General features: G+C 33.6%; 30 protein-coding genes. All 30 read right to left on the bottom strand.

Annotated features, from left to right (window positions below):
• Positions 1–136: 136 nt before the first annotated feature.
• Complete coding sequence (locus tag QTL86_RS05180) at positions 137–640, bottom strand: hypothetical protein (protein WP_127066876.1); 504 nt, start codon at positions 638–640, stop codon at positions 137–139.
• A gap of 4 nt (positions 641–644) precedes the next feature.
• Positions 645–1,085, bottom strand: a complete 441-nt coding sequence (locus QTL86_RS05175; protein WP_013657428.1) for a DUF6115 domain-containing protein — start codon at positions 1,083–1,085, stop codon at positions 645–647.
• A gap of 11 nt (positions 1,086–1,096) precedes the next feature.
• Positions 1,097–1,402 (bottom strand): hypothetical protein, encoded by a 306-nt coding sequence (locus tag QTL86_RS05170; RefSeq protein ID WP_127066877.1) that lies wholly within the window; start codon positions 1,400–1,402, stop codon positions 1,097–1,099.
• Between the two features lie 25 nt (positions 1,403–1,427).
• Entirely contained in the window at positions 1,428–2,177 is a 750-nt protein-coding gene (locus QTL86_RS05165) for a FliA/WhiG family RNA polymerase sigma factor (RefSeq protein WP_410496711.1), read from the bottom strand.
• Positions 2,178–2,199: 22 nt separating this feature from the next.
• On the bottom strand, positions 2,200–2,694 hold the full coding sequence (locus QTL86_RS05160) for a chemotaxis protein CheD (protein ID WP_013657431.1): 495 nt from the start codon (positions 2,692–2,694) through the stop codon (positions 2,200–2,202).
• Complete coding sequence (locus QTL86_RS05155) at positions 2,691–3,314, bottom strand: chemotaxis protein CheC (protein ID WP_013657432.1); 624 nt, start codon at positions 3,312–3,314, stop codon at positions 2,691–2,693. Before QTL86_RS05155 ends, QTL86_RS05160 begins: the two co-directional genes overlap by 4 nt.
• A 10-nt stretch (positions 3,315–3,324) precedes the next feature.
• A complete protein-coding gene (locus QTL86_RS05150; protein WP_127066879.1) occupies positions 3,325–3,786 on the bottom strand; it encodes a chemotaxis protein CheW in 462 nt (153 codons plus the stop codon).
• A gap of 12 nt (positions 3,787–3,798) precedes the next feature.
• Positions 3,799–5,832: a chemotaxis protein CheA gene (locus tag QTL86_RS05145; protein ID WP_127066880.1), complete on the bottom strand. Its 2,034-nt coding sequence runs from the start codon at positions 5,830–5,832 to the stop codon at positions 3,799–3,801.
• The gene (locus QTL86_RS05140; protein ID WP_410496710.1) at positions 5,822–6,457 is read right to left on the bottom strand and encodes a CheB methylesterase domain-containing protein; all 636 of its coding nucleotides are present in this window, start codon (positions 6,455–6,457) and stop codon (positions 5,822–5,824) included. The genes QTL86_RS05145 and QTL86_RS05140 overlap by 11 nt, the downstream gene beginning before the upstream one ends.
• Positions 6,458–6,546: 89 nt before the next feature.
• Complete coding sequence (locus QTL86_RS05135; protein WP_127066881.1) at positions 6,547–7,422, bottom strand: MinD/ParA family protein; 876 nt, start codon at positions 7,420–7,422, stop codon at positions 6,547–6,549.
• Positions 7,415–8,560, bottom strand: coding sequence for a flagellar biosynthesis protein FlhF (flhF, locus tag QTL86_RS05130; RefSeq protein WP_127066882.1), 1,146 nt, complete (start codon positions 8,558–8,560; stop codon positions 7,415–7,417). The genes QTL86_RS05135 and flhF overlap by 8 nt, the downstream gene beginning before the upstream one ends.
• Entirely contained in the window at positions 8,557–10,596 is a 2,040-nt protein-coding gene (gene flhA, locus QTL86_RS05125; RefSeq protein WP_127066883.1) for a flagellar biosynthesis protein FlhA, read from the bottom strand. Before flhA ends, flhF begins: the two co-directional genes overlap by 4 nt.
• A 2-nt stretch (positions 10,597–10,598) precedes the next feature.
• Positions 10,599–11,717 (bottom strand): flagellar biosynthesis protein FlhB, encoded by a 1,119-nt coding sequence (flhB, locus tag QTL86_RS05120; RefSeq protein WP_127066884.1) that lies wholly within the window; start codon positions 11,715–11,717, stop codon positions 10,599–10,601.
• On the bottom strand, positions 11,714–12,499 hold the full coding sequence (gene fliR / locus QTL86_RS05115; protein WP_127066885.1) for a flagellar biosynthetic protein FliR: 786 nt from the start codon (positions 12,497–12,499) through the stop codon (positions 11,714–11,716). The genes flhB and fliR overlap by 4 nt, the downstream gene beginning before the upstream one ends.
• 11 nt (positions 12,500–12,510) lie before the next feature.
• A complete protein-coding gene (gene fliQ, locus QTL86_RS05110) occupies positions 12,511–12,774 on the bottom strand; it encodes a flagellar biosynthesis protein FliQ (RefSeq protein WP_127066886.1) in 264 nt (87 codons plus the stop codon).
• Between the two features lie 12 nt (positions 12,775–12,786).
• A complete protein-coding gene (fliP, locus tag QTL86_RS05105; protein ID WP_127066887.1) occupies positions 12,787–13,572 on the bottom strand; it encodes a flagellar type III secretion system pore protein FliP in 786 nt (261 codons plus the stop codon).
• Positions 13,559–13,897 carry a flagellar biosynthetic protein FliO gene (locus QTL86_RS05100; protein WP_162145080.1) on the bottom strand — a complete coding sequence of 113 codons (339 nt, stop codon included), beginning with the start codon at positions 13,895–13,897 and terminating at the stop codon, positions 13,559–13,561. The genes fliP and QTL86_RS05100 overlap by 14 nt, the downstream gene beginning before the upstream one ends.
• A gap of 98 nt (positions 13,898–13,995) precedes the next feature.
• The gene (locus tag QTL86_RS05095; RefSeq protein ID WP_013657444.1) at positions 13,996–14,358 is read right to left on the bottom strand and encodes a response regulator; all 363 of its coding nucleotides are present in this window, start codon (positions 14,356–14,358) and stop codon (positions 13,996–13,998) included.
• 14 nt (positions 14,359–14,372) lie between these two features.
• On the bottom strand, positions 14,373–15,584 hold the full coding sequence (gene fliY, locus QTL86_RS05090) for a flagellar motor switch phosphatase FliY (protein ID WP_127066888.1): 1,212 nt from the start codon (positions 15,582–15,584) through the stop codon (positions 14,373–14,375).
• The gene (gene fliM / locus QTL86_RS05085) at positions 15,584–16,570 is read right to left on the bottom strand and encodes a flagellar motor switch protein FliM (RefSeq protein ID WP_127066889.1); all 987 of its coding nucleotides are present in this window, start codon (positions 16,568–16,570) and stop codon (positions 15,584–15,586) included. The genes fliY and fliM overlap by 1 nt, the downstream gene beginning before the upstream one ends.
• A gap of 26 nt (positions 16,571–16,596) precedes the next feature.
• A complete protein-coding gene (gene fliL / locus QTL86_RS05080; protein WP_127066890.1) occupies positions 16,597–17,064 on the bottom strand; it encodes a flagellar basal body-associated protein FliL in 468 nt (155 codons plus the stop codon).
• Positions 17,065–17,083: 19 nt separating this feature from the next.
• Positions 17,084–17,830 carry a flagellar motor protein MotB gene (locus QTL86_RS05075; RefSeq protein WP_013657448.1) on the bottom strand — a complete coding sequence of 249 codons (747 nt, stop codon included), beginning with the start codon at positions 17,828–17,830 and terminating at the stop codon, positions 17,084–17,086.
• 13 nt (positions 17,831–17,843) lie between these two features.
• Positions 17,844–18,626 carry a motility protein A gene (locus QTL86_RS05070; protein WP_127066891.1) on the bottom strand — a complete coding sequence of 261 codons (783 nt, stop codon included), beginning with the start codon at positions 18,624–18,626 and terminating at the stop codon, positions 17,844–17,846.
• A gap of 4 nt (positions 18,627–18,630) precedes the next feature.
• The gene (locus tag QTL86_RS05065) at positions 18,631–18,831 is read right to left on the bottom strand and encodes a flagellar FlbD family protein (RefSeq protein WP_013657450.1); all 201 of its coding nucleotides are present in this window, start codon (positions 18,829–18,831) and stop codon (positions 18,631–18,633) included.
• A gap of 16 nt (positions 18,832–18,847) precedes the next feature.
• Positions 18,848–20,137 (bottom strand): flagellar hook protein FlgE, encoded by a 1,290-nt coding sequence (locus QTL86_RS05060; RefSeq protein WP_127066892.1) that lies wholly within the window; start codon positions 20,135–20,137, stop codon positions 18,848–18,850.
• Positions 20,138–20,164: 27 nt separating this feature from the next.
• The gene (locus QTL86_RS05055; RefSeq protein WP_410496708.1) at positions 20,165–20,977 is read right to left on the bottom strand and encodes a flagellar hook assembly protein FlgD; all 813 of its coding nucleotides are present in this window, start codon (positions 20,975–20,977) and stop codon (positions 20,165–20,167) included.
• A gap of 11 nt (positions 20,978–20,988) precedes the next feature.
• A complete protein-coding gene (locus QTL86_RS05050; RefSeq protein WP_410496707.1) occupies positions 20,989–22,308 on the bottom strand; it encodes a flagellar hook-length control protein FliK in 1,320 nt (439 codons plus the stop codon).
• Positions 22,309–22,323: 15 nt separating this feature from the next.
• Complete coding sequence (locus tag QTL86_RS05045) at positions 22,324–23,055, bottom strand: hypothetical protein (RefSeq protein ID WP_410496706.1); 732 nt, start codon at positions 23,053–23,055, stop codon at positions 22,324–22,326.
• Between the two features lie 6 nt (positions 23,056–23,061).
• Entirely contained in the window at positions 23,062–23,505 is a 444-nt protein-coding gene (gene fliJ, locus QTL86_RS05040; RefSeq protein ID WP_410496705.1) for a flagellar export protein FliJ, read from the bottom strand.
• Positions 23,506–23,514: 9 nt separating this feature from the next.
• A complete protein-coding gene (fliI, locus tag QTL86_RS05035; protein ID WP_410496704.1) occupies positions 23,515–24,816 on the bottom strand; it encodes a flagellar protein export ATPase FliI in 1,302 nt (433 codons plus the stop codon).
• Between the last annotated feature and the right edge of the window lie 5 nt (positions 24,817–24,821).

Below are 24,821 nucleotides of genomic sequence, written 5' to 3'. Positions count from 1 at the left end.
CTGGTTTTTTCCTCCGTACATATTAAATACTTGTGGACTATATTAGCACCCCACAAGTACATCTATATACGTGCGTTTTTCTGAATGATTATATCATACTTGTACAACAAGTTCAATCGTTTTATAAACATTTTATTTAGTTATTTAGAAGTATTGATAAAATTTCCTCATAAGTTACTATTTTAGGAAAAGTTATCTTCCCATGCTTTAACTTTGTCGTCTTTTTATTTTGTTTAAGAAAATTAATAAAAGCTTTTGAATCATCTATAATTCCCGCATCTTCTAAAATACCTGCAATTTCTGTTGCATTAGACATAGACGGAATATATATTTCTATTTCTTCGGGTATTTCTTCAGGTATTTGTGCATTCACTTCTAATCTATCTGTCTCCGACGAATCTTGATTTGATACTTGAATTTCATCTTTATATTTTTCTGTTTTATATTCTTCTACTTTTTCATTGTCTGGTTTTATTTCCTCATCTTGATTATTTGTTTCTATTGGCTCTAACTCCTCTGTACTACTCACACTTATTTTGTATTCTTGAACATTTAAGGTGCAAATAGTTCCCACAATGCCAGATAAAATGATGCCACAACCAAATCCTAATAACCAATATGTCATTTTTATTTGTTTCATATGTTTATCTCATATTATAAAGTGAAAGAATAAGTTTCACTTCTCCTACACCTTTCTTCAGATTTTTGGCAATCATTTCTATACTTTCACCATTCTCATAGTGTTTAACAATCTCATCATAAAGTTTTTCATTTGTCATCTGCCGTTTCTGGTGTTCTTTAGTAGATTGTTGCAGGTGGTCTGCCTCTAAATCTGTTTGTTTTCTTAAAATATTAACTAATAAGTCACGAAATCCTTGATTCTTCTTTTCTTCTTCTTCTAGAAAATAGCTAAATAATTCTTCCAAATCATTAGTTTGCTGTCCTTGTTCTTTATTCAAAGTAACATAGTGATTATCTGATTCTTGATGATTGGCTAAACGAATCACACTAATAATAATAAAAACGACCCCCACAACAATCCACAACAAACATATAATAGGCATTGTATCTATTGTTATACTCATTTTTTCTCCTTTTAAATTCTGGCATCAAAATGTGTTGTTTGCTCTTTTATCGCTTCTTTATTTTCCTTCTTTTTACTCTTATTGTTTCTTTTTTCCTCTTCGTTATGCTGTCCCTTTTTCTTTTTATTGAGTTCATTATCTATTTTTTCATCATGCTGAACTTCCTTAACAACTTCTCTTTTCTCTTTAGTTTCTTTCTGCAGAAGATGTGCAAACTGCATCTGTTGCATCTCTTCTCCTTGCCTATGAGCTTGTTGCCTGTTTGAAATTTCTTGAGATTGCTGATAAATAGTTTGTGTATCTATAGGACGCAGCATAGTTTCACTCCTTATATCTGCTATTTTATAAAGGTACTACAAAATGGTGTTTTTGCATATACGCTCGTAATCTAGAAACTGCTTTCGTATGTAATTGAGACACTCTAGACTCTGATACTTCTAGTACATGGCTAATTTCCTTTAATGTTAACTCTTCATAATAGTACAAGAATATAACCTTTTTCTCTCTTTCTGGTAAGCTATCAATAAACTCAGCCAACATTTCTTTTACTTCAGTATCCTCAATGTAATTCTCTGGAATAGGTGCACTAGGATCCTTAACAGATTCAAATTGATACATATATTCATCTATAGATATTAAGCTAGAAATATTCACTTCTTTTAAAAGTTCATTATATTCCTCAATGTTAATTTCTAAAAAGTCAGCCACCTCTTCATCCAATGGTTGCCTTCCTAATCTTCCTTCTAGCTCAATATACGCTTTATCAATATCTTTTTGTTTTTTCCTAAGTGTCCTTGGTACCCAGTCTAATTTCCTTATAGCATCTAATATAGCTCCTCTAATTCTTAGAGAAGCATATGTTTCAAATTTAACATTTTTCCCTGGGTCAAACTTATCCACAGCATCAATCAGGCCTAGTACACCATAACCGACAAGATCATCGCTATCTACGTATTGATTAAGATATATGCCTAATCTTCCAGCAACTAACTTAACAAGATAGACATAATGTTCTATCAAACTACTTTTAAGTGCTGCATCTCTTGTACTTACATATTCTGCCCAGACAGCATTCATATCCTTTTTTTCCATGCAAGAACCCCCATTATTACTCCTATATTTCTTTGATGCCATGACCAATTGTCTTAACACGAAAGATTCCTGTACTTGTATAAAGTTCTACTGTTCTTCCATAATTGCTCCCTGTATCTTGGCTTAAAATTGGAATATTATTGCTTTCTAATATTTGTATGACGGCATTGACATTACGTGTGCCAATACGCATCATATCATCCATATTTTTAAACTCAAACATATGAGCTCCTCCAGCAATCTTAGCAACTAACCTACTTTTTCTTGCCCCTTGCTCTACTAATTTATTAATAAGTGCCTCAATAGCTGTATCTGCAAATTTCGCTATATTACTATTATTTTTAATCTGCGTACTATCTGGAAGCATAATATGTGCTAAGCCGCCAATTTTTATAGTTGCATCATATAATGCAATTCCTACACATGAACCTAGTCCTAATGTTGTTAATATATCCGGATCTTTACCTGTATTCAAATCCGCCATACCTACTTTTATAATATTGGCTTCGCTACTCATATGTACACACCTAATGCATCTATGACTTTATTGTAAGCTTCATTATCAATGATAAGTATATATGTACCACTTAATATACCATTAACATCTCTAAAGGCAGTTTCAATGAATAACATGGTATTATCATTTCTAACAAATTCAATAGCAGGGTAACTTAATATAGCCCCTGCCATATCAATAGACATTTGAGGTATAGATACATCTAACTCTAATCCTGTAAATGTATTAAGGGCACTAAGATAAGAACCTGCTAAAATATTACCAGTTTCACATAATACCGAATGTCCTAATTCGTCTAATTCATTTAAATCCTGCATTTTTTTATCTAGCATCATATTTACTATTTTAGTAGCACTTTCAGGCTCTAATGCTAAAAGTAACATGGCATTAATGTCTCCATATACATTAATAATCATCCCAGCAATGACCTCTTCTGCATCACCTAAGACATCTGCTAGCTCCTGAATATTTTCTATTCTCACTCTAGCGACATTCATATCTAATGTACAACCAATAAGCTGTCCTAAAGATGTCATAGCATTGCCTGAAGCAATATTTCCCGCTTCACGTAGCATATCCATCTCTTCGCTTGTAATATCTTGATAATTGCGAGTCCCCAAGGTAATCCTCCTATCTTAATTCCTCGTTTTCAAAGGCTTCATCTATTATATTAGATAAGTTGAGTAAAGTTACAATATTTTCCTCAACCTTTCCAACGCCTAGTATATGACTTGTTTTCATTTTACCTTGTATATTTTGTACCGCTTCAATTTGATCATTTGCTATTTCAATGACTTCTTTCACTTCATCAACTATAATACCTACCATTGCATCTTCCAATTTTACAATAACAATTCTTGTCTTATCTGTATAATCTAAATGTTCTAATTCAAATTGCTCTCTTAAACTTATAACAGGAATAATCTCTCCTCTTAAATTCATAACGCCTTTTACACAAGCAGGAACTTTAGGCACACGCATAATAGATTTCATCTTTTCAATAATTTGCACGTTCTGAATATCAATTCCAAATAATTGCGTGTCTAACTTAAATACAATAAATTGTTGTATTGTCTCACTAATATGCTCCATTTTCTTTTCCTCCTATATAAGCGAATTAACATCTAAAATAAGTGCAACTTCACCATTTCCTAGTATAGTAGCTCCTGCAATAATATCTATTCCGCTTAAATATTTACCTAATGATTTAATAACAATTTCCTGTTGACCAATTAATGAATCAATAATAAAGCCAACTTGTTTCTCACCCTTCTTCACAATGACACCCATCATTAAGTCTTTATCTACTTCTTCTGGTAATCCTAATACGCTACGTAAACGTATGATTGGAATGATTTCATCTCTTACAACAATCACTTCTTGCTTTTGGACAAGCTTAATATCTTCTTTTCTTACATCTTCAATATTTTGAATATTACTTAATGGAATAGCATACTTTTCATCACCAATACTAATCATTAGTGCTTGAATAATAGCCAGTGTTAGCGGTAATCTAACAATAAATTTGCTTCCTTTACCAAGTTCTGTTTGTACCTCTACGTGTCCACCAAGTGAAGTAATCTTACTTTTAACTACGTCTAGGCCTACTCCCCTTCCTGATAAATCAGAGATTTTTTCAGCCATGCTAAAGCTTGGTCTAAAAAGGAGTTCTATCGCTTCATGTTCAGTCATCGTAGCTGCTTCTTCTTTCGTAACACTACCTTTTTCGATGGCTTTATTTTTAATTTTGTTAATATTAATACCCTTACCATCATCTTCAACTTCTATTACTACACTATTGCCATCTTGGTAGGCTTGCAACTTAATGGTTCCTTTTCTAGGTTTTCCTATACTCATACGTTCTTCTGTTGTTTCCAAACCATGGTCGGCTGCATTTCGAAGTAAGTGAATAAGTGGATCACCGATTTCATCAATTACAGTTCTATCAAGTTCTGTTTCTTCACCTGACATAACAAGTTCTATTTCTTTTCCAAGCTTTCTAGAAACATCACGAATCATACGTGGGAAGCGATTAAACACTGTTTCTACTGGAACCATTCTTACTTTCATAACTGCATCATGCAAACTAGTTGTAATACGTTCTAGGTACTCAACTGAATCATTATAATTATTGCTCGTTTCATTTTCTTTTACATTTAACCCCTCTAACTGAGTTTTAACTATAATAAGTTCACTTACTAAATTCATCAATGTATCTAAACGATCAATATTAACTCTTACTGTTTTACTTGATACTTGTTGTTTTGCGTTCTGTGCTGAATTATTCTCTTGGGTTTGTGAGGAGGAAGTATGCTCTTCTGATTGTTCTTGTTGTACGTTAGATTGAAAATTCTCTTCTGAAGCAAATGCATTAACAACTACTTTTTCTACTTCTGAAACGCCTAAAATAGTTTCTTCTATTTTTTGCTTAGTTTCTTTTGTAACAAATACAACAGAAAATTGACTTTCAAATTTTTCGTCTTCTATATCTTGCGTACTTGGTACACAATGTATAATCTCTCCTAATCGCTCAAGATCTGTAAAAATAACAAATGCTCTCGCTGACTTTAAAACACAATTTGCAGATAATTCTATCTCTACTTGAAAAACATTCATTCCCATGCTTAATGCATTATTCTTTACTAATTGTTGTGATTCAGGTAAGTCCATTAATGTTTGATCGCTAGGATTCTCTGCCTTTTCTTTAACTTCCTCGCTAGCCTGTGTATGTACAGTGGCAGTTGGTGATTTATCTTCATTCTCTATAATTCTTCCTAGGGCTTTTACTAGTTCGGCATAATCTTCATTGCCTTCATTTGAAGTATTAGTTATCTCTTCTACATAATTTTCTAATGCATCTAAACTTTGAAAAAGAGTATCTACTATACTAGAATTAACAGCAAGCTTACCCGCTCTAATTTCGGATAATACATTTTCTACTGTATGGGTCAATTTTTGCATCTTTACAAACCCCATAGTTCCTGCCATACCTTTGAGTGTATGTGCAACTCTAAAAATAGCATTTAAAGTTTCTATATCATCAGGATTGTTTTCTAGATTAAGTAGATTTTCATTTAGAGTTTGTAAATTATCTTTTGATTCTTCAATAAATATTTGTAAGTATTGACTAACGTCCATGATTATCCCCCACTATTCTTTTTATTATTTGTGTAATATTCTCTGCAGATGCAATATAATCTGCCAAACCAGCATTTGCTATAGCTTTAGGCATACCATAAACCGTAGATGAAGCCTGATCTTGAGCAATCACTTCACACGGATATGTTCGTTTTAAATCACTTACGCCTTCCAACCCATCTGAACCCATTCCTGTCATAATGACAGCAATCATTTTTTTACTGCAACTTTTTAACCCTGCTAAAGAACTCATCATAATGTTTACAGAAGGCTTATGCCCTTTATAAGGAAGGTCATCTGTAATATTAATTTGCGGTCTTAATCCATTAATAATCTTAAGTTGCTTTCCTCCAGGTGCTATATAAACCGTACCTCTTTTTAAGACTTCCTCATGTTCGGCTTCTTTTACTTCTAATGCACTTAAACTATTTAATCTAGCCGCTAGATTTTTAGTAAATCCTTGTGGCATATGTTGTACAATTAAATAGGTTGCAGATAAATTCTGTTCTAGAGTAGGTATAATTTGACTTAATAGTTTGGGTCCACCTGTTGATATTCCCATAGCAATAATATACTCATATTGTTGCTCTTCTATGGTTGCAGCATTTCTACTTATCTGACTCATTTATCTAATCTCCTATAATCTCAAGTATACTTATACTATATCTACTTTAGTTGTTTATTTTTATGTATTCTCTTTTAATATGAGTATTTTTAATGACTAAATATTTTTTTAAATCGACTTACCCAATTTTCCTTTTTAATCGTTTGCTTAGATTTATCTCCTAAAATGATTCTTCCTATTTGATAATACGCCATACTAGACTTTGCTTGACGATTATATTCAAATACTGGGACCTGTTCTTTAACAGACCTAAATAATTGTTCATCATATGGAACAAATCCTCCATATTGGATAGGACGTTTTAAAAAGTGCTCTGTTACATAATAAAGTTTATGAAATACTTCATGCGCTTCTTCTTGGGACATAGCTTTATTGACAATAACTTTAATAGTAGTATCTAAATCAAATTGGCCAATTAATGTTTTTATTAATGCATAACCATCTGTTATAGAAGTCGGTTCTGGCGTTACAATAATATAAACTTCATGAGCTAATTTGCAAAACTTAACGACAATATCATTAATGCCTGCTCCAGTATCTATAATGAGCATATTTGTTAAGCTGCTTAGTTCAGCTAATTGTGAACTAATTTTATCAATTTGATAAGTAGGTAAAAAATTCATATCTTTTATACCTGAGCCACCAGAAATAAAAGGAAGTCCATATTTACTCGTTGTTACTAGATCATAAATATGACATTGTCCTTTAATAAGATGCGACAAATTAAACTTTGGCCTCTCACCTAAAATAATTTCCACATTAGCTAGCCCAAAATCTGCATCTAAGATAATTGGTTTTTGCCCCAGTACTTGCATAGCCAGTCCGAGATTGACACTAAAATTACTTTTTCCAACGCCACCCTTGCCACTTGCAACTGTTATAATCCTCATATCCTCTTGCTGTGCAAACTTATTTACTTCATTTATTCCTACCATTTGTCTAAGTGCTTCAGCTTGATCATTCATTACTTATTCTCCCTAACAAATCTGTTATATACTCGTCTTTATTAAATATTTTTATATCAGCCGGTACATTTTGACCGTTCGTTAAATACATGATTGGCTTTTTAGCATAATAACCAATATTAACAACGTTACCTATTTCGTCTGTTTCATCAAGCTTTGTAATGATTAAATCAAATTCTGATTCTGCCTTCTCATAAGTATTTACAATGGCTACTACATCTTTTGCTGCTGTACTCGCATTTAATACTAAAAACACTTGTTTTTTTTCTACATTTTTCATCAAGGCTTTAAGCTCTTTTACTTGTTCCTCATTCTTATGCGAACGCCCAGCTGTATCTATGAGTATATAATCCATATGCTTCCACTTTTCTATGTACTGTGGCAACTCTGCTTCATTATAAATAACTTCTATTTCTACGCCTAAAATATCTGCATAAGTTTTTAGCTGTTCAACAGCAGCAATTCTATACGTATCTGCTGTAAACAAAACTACTTTCTTATGCTCTTCTAATACATATTTTGCTGTTAGCTTAGCTAATGTAGTTGTTTTTCCTACACCTGTGGATCCAATGAAGAAAATAATCTGTGCCAGATCCTTTTCTTCTTTTTCACGTAGTGATTTCTCTAGTTCTGAATAAATCTTACGAATCATTTCTTCTGGAGATTCATCACTCATTCCTTCTAAGTATTGAGTACAAATCTCTTCTTTTAATCCTAATTGGACTAATTTTGCTTTCAAATAATTCAGCCATTTATTGTCAGCTTCTAATGTATCATTATCAGAGTCCTTCTTATCTTCTAACTGTACTTGTTTTATGGTACCAATCTCTCTTTGCAACTGATTTAATTGGTCTTTTAGGCCCAATAATACTTCATAAGATTCCTCTTTTAATTTCTCATTTGATTCTGCTACTAAGTTACCTCTTGGTATTTCTTCTATTGCCTTTTTATCTTGTTCTAATTCATCTTCATCTTTTACTGCAATAGTAATAATTGTTTTTGGCGTTTTAAACCACTTTGTGAGTCCGCTCTGTTCTTCTTGCTGTGTACTCAGTATAACAGCCTGGTTACCATATTCTTTTTCTATTTCTTTTAGTATTTTTTCCTCTGACTTTCCTTTTAATTTAAGTATTCTCATGCAATGCTCACCATCCCTATTGACTGAATCTCTACATCTTGTTCAATTTCGTTGTATGAAATAACAATTAAATCTGGCATATACTGTTCAGTCAAATGCTTAAAATAAATTCTCACAATAGGTGAAGTCAAAATAATAGGTTGTAATCCTACAGAAGTTAATTTATTCACTTCTCTTTTCAATTGATTCATTAGATTTTGAACTACTTTAGGATCTAATGCAACATATGCACCTTGCTCTGTGTGTTGTACACTAGACATAATCTGCTGCTCAACAGTTGGATCGAGTGTAATCACTTGGTTTGTTGGCAGTGTAAATAATTTCCTTGAAATAGCTCTTGCTAGTCCTTGTCTTACATATTCAGTTAATACATCTGTATCGCGTACACTTGTTGCATAATCTGCTAATACTTCACATATTGTTACTAAATCTCTAATAGAAATGCCCTCTTTTAATAAGTTACCTAGTACCTTTTGAATATCTCCAACGCTAAGTAGTTTTGGTGTTAATTCACTAATTAAGGTTGGATGTGTCTCTGCCACATTATTAATAAGTGTTTGTACATCTTGCCTACTAAGTAGCTCATGTAAATGACGCTTAATAACCTCTGTTAAATGTGTTGCAATAATGGATGGACAATCTACTACTGTATATCCTTTCACCTCTGCTTTTTCTCTTTGCATCTCAGTAATCCATAACGCTGGAAGTCCAAAGGCTGGTTCTGTTGTGGCAATACCATCAATTTCCTCTTCAACATAGCCTGGATTCATTGCCATATAGTGATCGAACAAAATCTCTCCTTTTGCCACTTCTACACCTTTAATTTTGATACTATAGGCATTCGGAGCTAATTGAATATTATCTCTTAAACGTACGATAGGAACAATGCTCCCTAATTCTAACGCTATCTGTCTTCTAATCATAACAACGCGGTCTAAAAGATCTCCCCCCTGATGAACATCTGCAAGTGGGATAATACCATATCCAAATTCTAATTCAATAGGATCTACCTGTAATAACGAAATGACATTTTCAGGTTTACGAATTTCTTCTGCAGCTTCATCTTCTGTATCTATTTCTGACTCTACTTCAGCAATTTTTTGCTGTTTATTCAGCCTTGATGCAATGAAGAACCAAACTGCTGCAATAGGTAATGTTACGACTACTCCCATAGGCGTGAATACGCCTAAAACAGTGATAGTAATACCTACAATAATTAATACCAGTGGAGACGAAAGTAATTGCTTCGTTAATGTGGTACTCATCTCTTGTTCTGTAGATGTCTTAGTTACTAAAATACCTGTAGCTGTAGAAATGAGCAATGAAGGAATGGCACTTACTAAACCATCACCTATGGTTACTATCGTATATTTTTGGAGGGCATCTGAGAATTCTAATCCCCCCATTGCAACCCCAATAATCATACCACCGATAACATTAACAAATGTAATTAAAATACCCACCATTGCATCATTCTTAACGAATTTTGCTGCACCATCCATAGAACCAAAGAAAGCTGCTTCATCTTGAATCTTCTTTCTTCTTTTTTTTGCTTCTGCTTCATCAATAAAGCCTGTGTTTAAATCAGCATCTATTGCCATTTGTTTACCAGGCATAGCATCTAAGGTAAATCTTGCTGTTACCTCTGCTACACGCTCAGATCCTTTGGTAATAACCTGCATATTAACAATGGTAATAATAATGAACATAATACATCCAATAACAATATCTCCACCTGCAACGAACTCACCGAATGCTTGAACAACTTCGCCTGCATAACCATCTCTTAAAATCATTCTTGTACTTGATAGGTTAAGACCTAATCGAAATAACGTTGTAAGTAATAGTAGTGTAGGAAATAACGATATATCTAATGGTTCTTTTGAAAAAAGTGCACTCATTAATATGATCGTTGATATAGAAATATTGATGATTAATAGTAAACTTAAGATAGTAGGTGGTAATGGAATGATAATTAAAAAAATGAGCCCTACCACAAAAAGCCCTAATACTATATCACCTGTTTTAAACTTCACAATTAGCTCCCCCTATTCATCTTTTTATGTTGTAAGTTATATATAAATGCTAAAACTTCTGCTACTGCTCCATATAGCTCTGGAGGGATTTCCTTATTCAAATCTACAGTATAGTAAAGTGCTCTAGCTAAAGGTTTATTTTCAACAATTTCAATATGATGCTCTTTTGCTTTCTCTTTTATCTTTTGTGCAACATAATCAACGCCTTTGGCCACTACTATAGGAGCCGTACCTTTTGATTCATCATACTTAATCGCTATTGCAAAGTGCGTAGGATTAGTAATAATAACATCTGCCTCAGGAATAGCTTGCATCATACGCCGCATTGAGCCTTCCCTCATTTTCTGCTTAATTTTAGATTTAATCTGAGGGTCTCCTTCTGCATTTTTATATTCTTCTTTTATCTCTTGCTTTGTCATTTTAATACTATCTGCATGCTTATAGCGTTGATAGACATAATCTAGGACAGCTAACATCAGAAAAGCTCCTCCTACAAAAAAACCAATTTGAACAACTGTCATGGCTATCGTATTCAAAATTTGTTCGATTGTTAATTCATAGAATCGCATGAAAATAGGAATCTTAGATAAAATAATATTATAAACTATAGCTCCTAGTACAATAACTTTTGCCGCAGATAAAATCAAGCTAACAATCATATCTTTTGAAACCATTCTTTTAATGCCGTTGATTGGATTCATTTTACTAAACTTAACTTTCATAGGTTCAAAGCTTACTTTGTATCCTACTTGTATATAACTCACTATAAATCCAATAATAAATAGGCAAATCCATAATGGCAAACAAATCCATAAAATATCAAATATGGCACTTCTAAAAACGACAAGCATATAATTAGAAGTCACTGCATTAAAAACTTCACTGAGCCGATTCATGCTCGTTATGATACTTGTTTGAATACCTGAAAGCATATATCCTCCCAGTAACAAGCTTACTGCACAAAAACCAACGATTAAAACAGCTGTATTTAATTCAGCACTTTTTGCAACCTGCCCTTTTTTTCTAGCATCTTCTTTCTTTTTAGGCGTTGCTTTTTCTGTTCTTCCTTCACTTTCTGCTGAAAAGAATTGCAGATCTAAGCGATACTTTGTTTCAATCATAATGGCCTCATTCCTTGTATTAAATTCATGATAGTATTGACCATGTTATCAATAATAATCGTATTAAATCTAGGTACTAAACCAACTGTAGCAATAAGTAGTGCAAATAAAACGATAACCTTTAATGGAATACCAATAACAAACATATTCATTTGAGGTACAGTTCTAGCCAAAATGCCTAGGCCAAAATCAATTAATATTAAAAGCCCCAGCACTGGCATTGCTAGTTTAAATGAAATTAATAAATAGTTCCCTACGGTATCTATTATGCCTGTTACAAGATGAGTACCAAAGACCCCTTTGTTAATTGGAATTAATGTAAAGGTATCTATTAATGTTTTAATGAACCAATGATACCCTCCACTTAGTACAAAAATAGCACACAAGCATAAATTATAAAAACGACCTATTATAGGAGTTTGTACACCTCCTACAGGGTCTAAGGCCATACTCATTCCCAACCCTCCTTGTGTACTCCATAAACTGCCTATGAACTGGTAAATCTGAAAATAAATCTTTAGTATAAACCCAATAATCAAGCCTATAAGTATTTCCTTTACTAATAGTATGGTATAACTAATGAGTGTTGGCTCATAATAAACCTGATCCAAATCTGTAACCATAAAAACTGTCATCGCTAAACATAAACATAATCCTGAGATTGCCAATTTAGGTATTCTACTTTCCTCAATAATTGGCAAAAATAATACAGCCGCTATAATTCTACAAAAAATAATAAGTAGCACGTCTACATGTGCATATAAATAGACTAGATCTTCCATAGCATCCTTCCTTATAACAGTGTATTAAAGCTATTAAAAAGCCTTACAGTATATACTGTAAGCATATTAATGATCCATGACCCAAATATAATAATAGCTAAAAATACAGCTATTATTTTCGGAATAAATGCCAACGTCTGTTCTTGTATAGATGTAGCAGTTTGAAATATACTGATAATCAGCCCTACAACAAGTCCGGTTAACAAGATCGGAAGTGATACTTTAACAATCATCATTAATGCTTCTCTCATATAGTCCAAAACAATTTGTTCCATATCCTTTCCTCCTTAATTAAACGTCTGTATAAGTTGTCCAATAAACAAATTCCACCCATCGACCAAAATAAAAAGCAGAACCTTAAAAGGCAATGAAATCATAGCCGGTGGTAACATCATCATCCCCATTGACATAAGCACTGCTGATACAACCATGTCAATAATGATAAACGGTATGTAAACTAAAAATCCTATAATAAACCCAGCTCGGAGTTCACTAATAATAAAAGCTGGAACAATAACATATAAAGGCATCTCTTTTACAAGATCAGTCCCCTCTGTATAGGGTTCTAAATGGGCTAAATCCATAAATAAAGTAATATCTTCATCTCTTGTTTGTTTCAGCATAAATTCTTTTAGGGGTTCTATACCTCGTTCAATAGCCTGTTCCTGAGTAATTTGTTGCTTTTCCAAAGGATCTATTGCATTTGTTTTAATTTGCATAAAAACAGGGCTCATAACGAAAAACGTTAAAAATAGCGCTAGACCAACTAAAATTTGATTGGGTGGCATCGTTTGTGTTCCAATTGCAGATCTTACAAAGTGAAGTGCAATAATAATCCTTAAAAACGAGGTCATCATTATTAAAATAGATGGTGCCAGTGAAATAATAGTAATGATAAAAATCATTTGTAAAGAAGCACTCGTATTTTCTGCTTGTGACTCTCCACCTAAGTTAACAGTAATATTAGGTACCTGTACTGTAGAAGCCTGAGTATCGGTATATAAACACCCAACATAAAATAAAATAATTGCAAAACATATTATATTTCTTAGAATGGATTTATTTATCTTCATGTTCATCTACCTGTTTACCTTTCATCAAATGACTAAGTTGCTCCCCAAAAGATTTTGTAATCACTTGTTCTAAATTCAACTGTTCTTCCTTAAGTGATGTACAATAACAGATGCTTCCTTTTTGAGTACTTCCTATTAAATGATACTCATTTCCTACCTTTACAATATACAAATATTGCCCTTGCATCAATTGAAGTACTTCTATCACTTCCATATTTTTATTGAAAGCCATCCTCTTATTAAAGGTTGCCATTTTTTTTGTAACAAAATAGGTCAGTGCTAAAATCCCTGCAAAAATCAGAATTAACAACACTAATTCGAGCATATCTTTTATCATATTATCACCATTCAATTTTATATTATTTGTATATAGTATTAGTGGTATACCTAAAATAGGCTACCACTAATACTGGCTTCTGTGTTTTAACCAACAACCTTTCTAACAGCTTCTAAAACACGATCTGCTTGGAAAGGTTTAACAATAAAGTCTCTTGCTCCTGCTTGAATAGATTCAATAACCATAGCTTGTTGCCCCATAGCAGAGCACATAACAATCTTAGCTCCTGGATCTAAAGCTTTAATATTTTTTACTGCATCGATACCATTCATTTCTGGCATTGTGATATCCATCAGTACTAAATCTGGTGTTAATTCTTTATACTTCTCTACTGCTCTTAAACCGTTTTCTGCTTCTCCAGCTACTTCATACCCATTTTTGCTTAAGATATCCTTAATCATCATACGCATAAATGCTGCATCGTCTACAATCAATACCCTTTTAGCCATTTTATACACCTCTCCTATATTCTATCTTCCGGATTAATAATATCTGTGATTCTTATTCCAAAGTTTTCATCAATTACAACAACTTCTCCCGTTGCAACAAACTTACCGTTAACAAGTACATCAACAGGTTCTCCCACTAAACGATTAAGTTCGATGATACTTCCTGGTCCAAATTCAAGTATTTCTTTAATCTTTCTTGATGTACGACCAAGTTCAACTGAAACTTCTAATGAAACATCCATTAAGAGATCCATATTTTCTTTTGGATAAACTTTTGGACGATTATCAAATGATTGAAATTGTGGCGTCTGAACATCTACATCCGCCCTTATGTTATTAACAGATTTGTGATAGGTTTCACCATAATAATTAGGATCATTTGTCATATATGGTTGCTCCATTATTGGTGGTAGTTTAGGCTCTGGCTGAACCATAGTAGGCTGAGTAGCCGTTTGTACTACTGAGGATGATACTTCTGATTTATTTTCTATTGGCTGAGGAGCTGCTACTTCTTCAGTTGCTATTTGTTCTTGATTTAAAAGTCCTGCAATGAGCTCTTTAGCAAATTGAATAGGCAATACCTGCATTAATTCACTATCAATAATATTCTCCTCGATTTGTAATCTAAAAGATATTTTTACAATGTCTCCTTTAGGGCCAAAAATATCCTCTAAGTTAGCTTCCATTTTAAGTGCTTGTGGTGGACTAATATCAATTTTTTTGTTAAATATTTGCGCCATTGATGTAGAAGACGAACCTATCATTTGATTCATAGATTCTGCAATAGCACTAAGATGTAAATCAGTTACAGGCCCCTCTGCATAGGCCCCTGTTCCACCCATCATTAAATCAGCGATAATTTTCACATCATGGTCTTTTAAAATCATTAAATTAGAGCCACGAAATCCCTCTGTATAGTCTACAGAAACAGCTGTTAAGTCGTCTGTAATTGTGTTTATAAATTGTTCCCAAGTTAGAGCTTCAACTTTTGGTGTTGTAATAAGTACTTTATGATTCAGAAGCGTAAACAAGGTCGTTGCAGCTGTACCCATACATATATTACCTATTTCACCTAATGCATCTGTTTCTTCTGGGCTTAACGTAACTGTGCCACTACTTTGCATGCTATAGTCTTCTTGTAATGCACTGTTATCACTAGTGGTATCAGCATTCATATTGCCTAACAGTGCATTTATTTCCTCCTGTGAAAGCATTTCGGCTACCATTACTCATCCTCCCTCTGTATAACATGATTAATTTTTATAGCTACTTTATTTTTATATTCACCTGGTGAACCTGTGAATTTTAATATATTTCCAACATAAATATCTAATCCAGAATCAATGTCCTTATCAAGCTTTACAATGTCTGAACGTGACAGCTCCAAGAACTCACGCACAGTAATATGTGTCTTACCTAAGATTGCTTTTATAGGTATTCTAGACCTTTCAATCATCTTTTCAATATACTCATGATAAGATGGTCCTAATTCTTGCTCTTTCTGTGCAAACCAAAACTTAGTATTTAATTTGTCCATAATGGACTCTATTACCAAATGTGGTATACATATATTCATCATACCAGCTACATTTCCTATTTTTATATTAAGTGTAACAAGGGCTATGATTTCATTAGGTGATATAATTTGTACAACTTGTGAATTAGTTTCTATTTTTTCAAGCATCGGATCAAGTTCCACGACATTTTGCCAAGGTTCAGCTAAAAGCTGAACAAACTGAATAAATATCTTTTCCAAAATAACACGTTCAATATCTGTAAATTCTCTAATCGTTTCAAGGCCGCTTCCACTTCCTCCTAGTACACGGTCAATAATGGTATAACCCATATTAGGGGAAAGCTCTAGAAGGATAGAACCTTTTAATGGCCTAAAATCTGTAACTGCTAAAATAACAGGGTTAATCAGTGCATTAGAGAACTCTGAATAGGTAACAGCTTCTGCATTCATAACTTCTGCTGATACCATTGTCCTGAGGTGTCCAGATAAATAGGTGGAAATAGCCCTTCCGTAGCTTTCGAAAATAATTTCTAAAGTTCGAAGTTGCTCTTTTGAGAACTTAGAGGGTCTTGCAAAATCATATGATTTAACGCCCTTTTGTTCATTAGCTTCCTGCATCTCATTGACATTGATTTCGCCAGTATTGAGTGCTTTAAAAAGCTCGTCAATTTCACTTTGTGACAGTACTTCACTCACCCTATGTCACCTCCTTTAAATAATACTTATTGCACAAAGTATTCTTCATAATACACATCATAAATAATATCTGTACTCAACAATTTATTAAGTCTTGCTACTATTTCATCTGCTAGCTTCGCTTTACCATCATTTGCTTTTAACATGGTGTAGGTTTGCTCTCCAATGACTGCTATAAGCTCATTTCTCATACTAGCAGCTTGGTTAGTCACTGCATTTGTAAAAGCTTCATAAGCTTTTTTATCACTTGCATCTACTCCTAAGCTAATTTTTATTTTAGCAAAATGTTGCACTGCATCTTCTCCCATAGCAATGTTAGTCATAATCGCATCACCCATGGAAACTTCTGTAAGCTTTAATTCCTTTTCTGTAGCAGCAGTTTGCCCATTAGAGGACTCATTCATTTGCTTTAATACAAAAAATGTACTACCAGCAATAGAAATCCCTAACACTACAATAGCTATAATCACAAAAAGCTTAAATTTACTTTCCAATGTCTAATCTCCCCTCATTTTAAGATGTTGATTTACTGAGTTTGATTTCTACACGCCTATTTTGAGCTCGTTCTTCACTTGTGGCATTTGAACTTATAGGATGATATTCACCCATTCCTTCTGCTGATATCTTAGATGGATTAAAATCCATCTCCTCTAGATAAAACCTCATTACTGCAATTGCCCTTGCACTAGAAAGTTCCCAGTTACTTGGAAATTGTGCCGTATGTATAGGTTGGTTATCTGTATGACCTTCTACACGTAAATGATAACCTTGGTCAATGTACTCTCTAAGTTTTTCACCAATTAGATTTAAATTAGGAATAGCTCCTGGTTTAATATCTGCTTTTCCTGTATCAAATAACAAGATATCTGCAAAACGAATGACTATCATATCTCCACTTTTTTGCACAGTGATTTTATCATCTATTTCCTTTGCTTTTACATAAGCTTTAATATCTTGCTCTGCTTTTGTTGTTTCTTGCGCTTCTTGATAGGCTTGCTCTATAGAAAATTGTGTTTCCTTTACTGGAAATTGAGACATACCATTTTCTAACACATTATTATCTATGCGAATCGTTTGACCACCATCAAAAATGCTGACAGATGCATGGAATGAAGATGCCAATGCTTCAAATTTTTCAGCATCTACTGTTGACATTGCAAATAAAAGAACAAAGAAAGTCAGTAATAAAGTCATCATATCACCATAGGTATTCATATAAGCAGGTGCACCTTTTTTAGGTTGGTCTTCTCTCTTCTTCAAAATGCTTCACCACCTATTCGTCTTTATTTTTAACATCAAATACCCTACGTGTACCAGGTGATAAAAATGCTTTAAGTTTTTCTTCAATAACACGTGGATTCTCTCCCGCCTGAATAGACAGTAAACCCTCTACCATAACTTGCTTATGTAAAATTTCATCATTACTTCTTAAGCTCAATTTATTAGATATTGGTGTAGCTACTAAGTTGGCAATCATAGAACCATAGAAAGTCGTAACCAGTGCTACTGCCATTTTAGGCCCTAGAGTAGATGGATCATTCAAGTTGTCTAGCATAATAATAAGTCCAATAAGTGTACCAATCATACCCCAAGCAGGCCCTAATTCTGCTATTGAATCCCAAAACTTTTGATTGTCTTTATGCCTATTTTCAACAAAGGCAATTTCTGTTTCCAGGATACTTCTCAATAATTCAGCATCTGTACCATCTACAATTAGCAAAATACCTTTCTGTAAAAAGGGATCATCCATTCCTTGAGCAATTTCTTCTAAAGCTAATAAGCCTTCTTTTCTAGCAGACAAAGCTAATTCATTGATTTTTGAAATAACCTCTGTTGGATCTATTTCCTGTTTGGAAAATACATGCTTCCCTGTTTTTAGGCCTTCCAACAATTTAGGAATGGGATATGACACAAATAGAGCTGAAATAATACCACCAAAAACAATAAGTATTGATGGATAATCAATAAAAAGCATTATTCTTCCGTCACCTAAAACGATTGATATGAGAACAAATACTATTCCCGATACCAAACCTATTATTGTAGAAATATCCACTTACTTATTCCTCCCCTTCATTTACAAGGTATATTTTCCGCTTATATTGAATAATACGCCTAATAATTTCTTCTTGCGTTTCTTTTACTACATATTTATTACCTGTTGTCATTGTTATAACTGTATCAGGCGTCTGCTCTATTGTTTCAATTAAATCAGAGTTAACAGCAAACTCCTGATTGTTTAATTTTGAAAGTTTAATCATAAGCTTCTCCTATACATTAACGTTTAAGATTTGTTAGTTCTTGAAGCATTTCATCTGAAACAGATATAATTCTTGAGTTGGCTTGGAACCCTCTTTGAGTAACAATCATATCTGTAAACTCACTTGAAAGATCTACATTGGACATTTCAAGAACACCTGTATTAAAGGTTCCTACTGTCCCCACACCATCAAATTCTCCAGAGTTAGGCGTTACTTTATAAAGATTATCTCCTACCTTCTCAAGTCCTTCTGGATTATCAAACTTAGCCACTACAACTTGAGCAAGTATTCTCATATCCCCATTATCATAAGAAGCTGTAATCACGCCATCGCCACCTATCTCATAACCTATCATCTTACCAGCAGCGTTACCATTGATGGTTTTAGGGTCAATCGTAGATGCTGAAGCATATTGAGTCATAGAAGAAAAATCAATTGATATTTTTTCTGCAAAGGTTGATGTCTTATCAGTATTTTCTATCTCAAGATCTATGGATGTGGCACCACTAGTTGCATCGCCCACACTAGCTAGTTTACCATTTGTATCAAAATAAAGTTTAACTGCTGTATCAGGTGAAAGTGTCCCGTTTAACTTATTTCCATTTGCATCTTTAATATCACCCAACTTCATTTCCCATACAGAATAGCCATCTACCTTATCCGTTGATGGTGTTAAGGTAGTTGCTAGTGAATAATAATTTCCTAAACTATCATAAAAACGAAAGGTTGTTTCTTCTTTTGTAGAAGTAGATGGAAGATTACCTGATAACTGTAACTTATCTGTTACCTTTGGTTTAGAACTTACAAAATTAGGATCAGCTAAATTAATAGAGCCAGCCTCTCCTTTAACAATTTCATACTTATTCGTTTCTTCATTAAGTTGTGCTGTCCAACCCTTTACTTTCATTCCATTAGCAATAATTAAATTACCATCCACATCGGCTCTTAAAGCACCTGCTCTGGTAAAATAAGTGCCATTTGTATCTCCTACAACTATAAAGCCATCTCCATTAATCATTAAGTCAAATGGGTTATCTGTACGCTGTGCAGCACCTTGAGTCATTAACATATCAATAGAAGAGACATTTACACCTAAACCTACTTGCATAGGATTACGTCCACCTCTACCGGTTTCATCACTTGCAGCACTAGCACTTGATAGTGTTTGCGAAAACACATCATTGAAAGTGACACGTTGTGATTTATAACCTATAGTATTAACATTGGCTATATTATTTCCTATTACATCCATTCTTGTCTGGTGTACCCTAAGTCCAGATACCGCAGAAAACATTGATCTCATCATATTAATCTACCTCCTCATTTTGTCCTATTACTTATCTTCTACTAATGTAATATGATTAAAGTTAACAAACTGACCTTCTTTTTCTCCTCTAACATAAACAAAAGTACCTGCTTTTTCAATACGTATGTACTCAGCTGTTCCAGTAATAGTTTGAACTTTACCTTCGCTGTCAGTATAGGTTCCAGTTACTGTTTTTCCTGTAATACTTGGTTTATCCACTATGTTTTGTATTTTATTAAAGTCAATGGATACTTTTTCTTTACCTGTTCCAATAACCATATATGGACTACCATTTTTCATTTCAATGCCTAATACTTCACCTTCAATAATGATACTTTCTTTGGTACCATCTGTTTTGGTTTCTTCAACTAACCCTTGAACTGTTTTACCTAATAATTCAAATGCTGTCGTATTAGCTTGAATATTACTGCTATCGTAAACTTGATAAACATCTTCAAGATTTACTTCTACATCACCAATACCAAGAACTGGGGTATCACCTGATACCTTCACATAATCAACTTTACCTACTAGGTATTCAGAGGTGCCTGTTTCTGAATCTTTATAAAGATATTCAACATACTTACCTATCATGCCATTAGCCAATTGTTTTTGTGAGGCTTGTGCTACATTCATCATCTGCTCAAGTGCAGTGAATTGAGCTAATTGCGCTAACATTTCTGAGTTATCTACGGGATCAAGAGGATCTTGATATTTCATTTGTGTAACTAACAAATTAATAAAAGCATCTTTATCTAATTCAGATTGCTCCTTAACTTCTTCTGTTACTTTCAAATAATCACTATTTAAAGCTGCTGTTTTTGAAATCGTTGTTGACATTTACTCACCCCTTATACCATGTAATCAACTTCTGAATCACTTATTTTTTCAGGTCTTATTTCTTCCTCTTCTTCAAATGCTTCCATATGTTTTGCTATAATCTCTTGAATTCTTTTGCTTGATTTTTGCTTTTCTTGTTCCATCTGAGATTGATGTGTATCTTGCTTAATATCAACTCTAACATCTGTAACCGTGAGTCCTCGTTCTTCTAAAGCAGTTTTCAAGCTGTTCATTTCATTGATTAAAAATGCTTTTGCTTTTTCATTGTCAACCTTTATTTGTGCTACAATATTGCTATTTTCCTCTATAAGTTTTATACTCAATTCTCCTAATTCTTTAGGTGAAAGCTGCAAATGAATTTCTTTAGTCATTCCTAACGTCTTAAAGTCTATTTGATCAATGATATCCGTTTCTATTAATTGTGGCGTCTGAGCTACTTGTTGAGATGTACCAGTTCCTTCAGGCTGCCATAATTGAGAATAGACTGTTGAAGAAAAATTCTGTATCGGTACAACTATACCTAAATCTACTTTACCAGGCTCATTTAATACACTATTATTTAACACATTAGACTGTTCTTCCGGTGTTTGAAGCTGAGTTACTGTTTTCGTATTCATATTCTGAACGACGCTTTGAACTTGCGTTTTCTGAGTAACTTCAATATCGTTTTCATCTTCTACCTCATAAAGACTTTGAATAGTAGTTAATGATTGTTCGGTCTTTTCTATATTTGTTTTCACATCCATCTGTTTTTGTAGATCTAAAGGTGTTCCTTCAATCTTTGTTTCACTGCACATCACTTGTAACTGATCAAATAATTGACTAATGTCCTTAACGCCGTCTTCCACCATAAGTAGATTTTCACCTTTTATTTGAGTGTAAACTTCACTGACAAATTTTCCAAACATCTCTTGTTTAAGCAAGTCAGATGGCGCATATCCCATTTGATTAAGTAATTCTTTTAACTGATCGGTAGTAACATTTAATACTTGACTTAATAACGAAAGGATCTTTTCATCAATTTCACCTTTATCTTTGCTGTTTTCTAGTTCATCTTCTGGTTTTGATTCTACCTTTTCCTTATTAACCGGTTCTGATTTTGTAACCTCATCTTTTGTTTTTTGTACAACTTCATTCCCTTTATCATCTTTTATCTTATCAGTTTCATTTTTATCTTGATTTCCTAATTGTGAGGTTTTCGCCTTATCTAATTCCTTACTAAATGAGCGCTCCTTTGATGGTTCTATCGCCTTTCTAGAAGATGTGTAATTTGTATCCACATTAGCAACTTGCGCATTCATAAATATAGTACCTAAACCAATTTGCCCCATATTTTTCCTCCTTTCCTAGTTCTGCTGATTATTTATTTCTGGTGAAATAAGCTTTATTACTGTTGCTGCACCTTCTGAAGTCATGCTACTCAAAATAAGAGATTTTTTCTCATCCTTCATCTCCTTCATGATTGTCTGAACCAATTCGGAATCTGTCGTTAGAAGTACTTCTAATGCCTTTGCAGCTTGATCTTCATCCATTTCTCCTACCGCTTTAGCTAATGATTGCTGTTCTTTTGTATTAATAGCTTCACCTTTTAATGTCTTATATAACTCTGCTGCTGTTTCTGGATATATTTTTTCAAATTGTTCAATGAACAATTCTGGATTATTTTCTGCTATTGATTGATCCCATGCTTCTTTTTGCTTAAGAAAATCCTCATACTTATTTTCATATTCTTTTAATGTCACATTGCGTGTCTGCAAATCCTTATTGGTTTCTTCAAGTAGATTTATTTTTTCTTCTAAAGTAAGTATGTCTTGTTTCTGCTTTTCATACTGAACAAGAAGTTCCTCCTTTGATAAGGCTGACTCACTGTCTGCTGTACTCGGAACAAGCTTACCAACTACTGGAATAGTCCTTAGAAAATTTATCAATGGTTTTCTAAAAATAAAACCAGCTGCTACTAGAATAATGAAGATAAGGCCTATAAATAACCATTTTTTCTTTTTACGTTTTTTAGGTTTAAAAGGAGGGATATCATTATTTACTTCTTGTATTTTCTTCTCTTTTGTTTCTTGTCCCATCTATCCTCACTCCTTTTGATTCGCTCTGTATTTGTAAGTAACTATTTCATCTACTACGTTATTTTCTTTTCGCTTTTCTTCTTCTTTATAATCTTCTAACTGAAGCTCTTTCAAATTCTCTAGTATTTTTCGTTCTTTGACGGCTTCTACTAGTTCTTCTCGCCGTTGCTCTACTTTTTTTGCCGCTAAGTCAATTTCCTCATTTTTAGAATGAATAGCTTCCTTCATATAATTGGAATAATAATTAAGCTGCCTTAATTGTATGATATTTACTTTTTCATGAGATTGAATTTTTGCTTCTTTATATGCCATTTCTCTTTGCTTCACCAATACTTCTTTTTCAGCTTTTGCTTTTTCATGACATTGATGTGCTAGCCCTAATTCTCTCTTTTTGCTTTCTTCTAGCTTTTCTTTTAAAGCTAAAATAGGTTCCAATTTATACTTAAACATATTCACACCCTAACTAATTATTTCCTGCATATGATGTAAAGTATTTTCAAACTCAACCTTTTCACCTACTGATTGACATAGGAACTCATTGATGAATTTCATCTTGTCAATAGCTGCATCAATTTCCTCACTACTTCCCTTATTATAGGCCCCTACATTAATTAAGTCTTCTGCTTCCTTATATACAGCCATATGTTTTTTTATCTCTCTAGCATAAGTTTTATGTTGGTCTGAAACAATATTGCTCATAACCCTGGATATACTAGCTAGTACATCTATTGCTGGATAATGTCCCTTATTAGCTAATTTTCTAGATAATACGATATGCCCATCTAGTATGCCTCTCGCTGTATCTGTAATAGGCTCATTAAAGTCATCTCCATCAACTAGAACAGTATACATACCTGTAATACTTCCTTTATCTGAATTACCTGCCCTTTCTAGAAGCTTTGGCATCTGTGCAAAAACTGATGGCGTATAACCTCTAGAAACAGGTGGTTCTCCAATAGCAAGGCCTATTTCCCTCTGTGCCATTGAAAACCTTGTGAGAGAATCCATCATAAGAAGTACATCTTTTCCTTGAGCTCTAAAATATTCTGCTAAAGCTGTTGCTGTCATGGCTGCCTTAAGGCGCATGAGTGCAGGTTGATCGGAAGTAGCTACAACTACTATAGATCGCTTAAGACCTTCTGCTTGCAAGTCATTTTCGATAAACTCTCTTACCTCTCTACCTCGTTCTCCTATCAGGGCTATAATATTTATATCGGACAAAGCATTCCTTGCAATCATACCCATTAACGTACTTTTTCCTACTCCACTACCTGCAAATATCCCTATCCTTTGTCCCTTTCCTACAGTTAACATGCCATCAATAGCACGTACACCTAACTGTAGTGGGATAGTGATACGATTTCTTGTAAGTGGATTAGGTGCTGTATTATCAATAGGCACTTGATACATGCAGTGCAGTTCATCACCATTAATAGGTTTTGCACGCCAATCTACTACTTTTCCTAATAAACTCTCATCTACTTTTACACTCAGTTTATCACCATAAGCTAATACTTCACACCCAGGACCAATACCCTCTAGATTACCTAATGGCATTAATAATAAGTACTCGTCCTTAAATCCCACTACTTCAGCAGTGACTAGTTCTTTTTTTCCTCTGGGTTGAATATAACAAATATCTCCTATGTTAGCTATTGGACCCAAGGTTTCAATACTCATTCCAACCACTCTCGTTACTCTACCTTTATAGGTCCACAGCTGGCTTTTTGTAACCTGTTCATACCTTTTAAAATCAATCATATTAT

This window comes from Cellulosilyticum sp. ST5, from assembly GCF_046529625.1.
GTDB classification, from domain to species: Bacteria; Bacillota; Clostridia; order Lachnospirales; family Cellulosilyticaceae; genus Cellulosilyticum; species Cellulosilyticum lentocellum.
The sequence above is the reverse complement of the archived record's forward strand: the minus strand, read 5'-3'. Positions and strand labels throughout refer to the sequence as shown.

What these genes read in the sequence shown, in the direction of transcription:
- QTL86_RS05095 (WP_013657444.1), bottom strand. Translation starts at nt 14,358, where the DNA reads ATGGCTAAAAGGGTATTGATTGTAGACGATGCAGCATTTATGCGTATG.
- QTL86_RS05050 (WP_410496707.1), bottom strand. Translation starts at nt 22,308, where the DNA reads ATGGGGCAAATTGGTTTAGGTACTATATTTATGAATGCGCAAGTTGCT.
- flhB (WP_127066884.1), bottom strand. Translation starts at nt 11,717, where the DNA reads ATGATTGAAACAAAGTATCGCTTAGATCTGCAATTCTTTTCAGCAGAA.
- QTL86_RS05055 (WP_410496708.1), bottom strand. Translation starts at nt 20,977, where the DNA reads ATGTCAACAACGATTTCAAAAACAGCAGCTTTAAATAGTGATTATTTG.
- QTL86_RS05165 (WP_410496711.1), bottom strand. Translation starts at nt 2,177, where the DNA reads ATGGAAAAAAAGGATATGAATGCTGTCTGGGCAGAATATGTAAGTACA.
- QTL86_RS05150 (WP_127066879.1), bottom strand. Translation starts at nt 3,786, where the DNA reads ATGGAGCATATTAGTGAGACAATACAACAATTTATTGTATTTAAGTTA.
- QTL86_RS05140 (WP_410496710.1), bottom strand. Translation starts at nt 6,457, where the DNA reads ATGAGTCAGATAAGTAGAAATGCTGCAACCATAGAAGAGCAACAATAT.
- QTL86_RS05135 (WP_127066881.1), bottom strand. Translation starts at nt 7,422, where the DNA reads ATGAATGATCAAGCTGAAGCACTTAGACAAATGGTAGGAATAAATGAA.
- QTL86_RS05060 (WP_127066892.1), bottom strand. Translation starts at nt 20,137, where the DNA reads ATGATGAGATCAATGTTTTCTGCGGTATCTGGACTTAGGGTACACCAG.
- fliR (WP_127066885.1), bottom strand. Translation starts at nt 12,499, where the DNA reads ATGGAAGATCTAGTCTATTTATATGCACATGTAGACGTGCTACTTATT.
- QTL86_RS05145 (WP_127066880.1), bottom strand. Translation starts at nt 5,832, where the DNA reads ATGGACGTTAGTCAATACTTACAAATATTTATTGAAGAATCAAAAGAT.
- QTL86_RS05100 (WP_162145080.1), bottom strand. Translation starts at nt 13,897, where the DNA reads ATGCTCGAATTAGTGTTGTTAATTCTGATTTTTGCAGGGATTTTAGCA.
- QTL86_RS05160 (WP_013657431.1), bottom strand. Translation starts at nt 2,694, where the DNA reads ATGAGTAGCGAAGCCAATATTATAAAAGTAGGTATGGCGGATTTGAAT.
- QTL86_RS05170 (WP_127066877.1), bottom strand. Translation starts at nt 1,402, where the DNA reads ATGCTGCGTCCTATAGATACACAAACTATTTATCAGCAATCTCAAGAA.
- QTL86_RS05065 (WP_013657450.1), bottom strand. Translation starts at nt 18,831, where the DNA reads ATGATTAAACTTTCAAAATTAAACAATCAGGAGTTTGCTGTTAACTCT.
- fliP (WP_127066887.1), bottom strand. Translation starts at nt 13,572, where the DNA reads ATGAAGATAAATAAATCCATTCTAAGAAATATAATATGTTTTGCAATT.
- fliI (WP_410496704.1), bottom strand. Translation starts at nt 24,816, where the DNA reads ATGATTGATTTTAAAAGGTATGAACAGGTTACAAAAAGCCAGCTGTGG.
- flhF (WP_127066882.1), bottom strand. Translation starts at nt 8,560, where the DNA reads ATGAGAATACTTAAATTAAAAGGAAAGTCAGAGGAAAAAATACTAAAA.
- fliQ (WP_127066886.1), bottom strand. Translation starts at nt 12,774, where the DNA reads ATGGAACAAATTGTTTTGGACTATATGAGAGAAGCATTAATGATGATT.
- fliY (WP_127066888.1), bottom strand. Translation starts at nt 15,584, where the DNA reads ATGGTAGCCGAAATGCTTTCACAGGAGGAAATAAATGCACTGTTAGGC.
- QTL86_RS05180 (WP_127066876.1), bottom strand. Translation starts at nt 640, where the DNA reads ATGAAACAAATAAAAATGACATATTGGTTATTAGGATTTGGTTGTGGC.
- QTL86_RS05175 (WP_013657428.1), bottom strand. Translation starts at nt 1,085, where the DNA reads ATGAGTATAACAATAGATACAATGCCTATTATATGTTTGTTGTGGATT.
- fliJ (WP_410496705.1), bottom strand. Translation starts at nt 23,505, where the DNA reads ATGTTTAAGTATAAATTGGAACCTATTTTAGCTTTAAAAGAAAAGCTA.
- QTL86_RS05045 (WP_410496706.1), bottom strand. Translation starts at nt 23,055, where the DNA reads ATGGGACAAGAAACAAAAGAGAAGAAAATACAAGAAGTAAATAATGAT.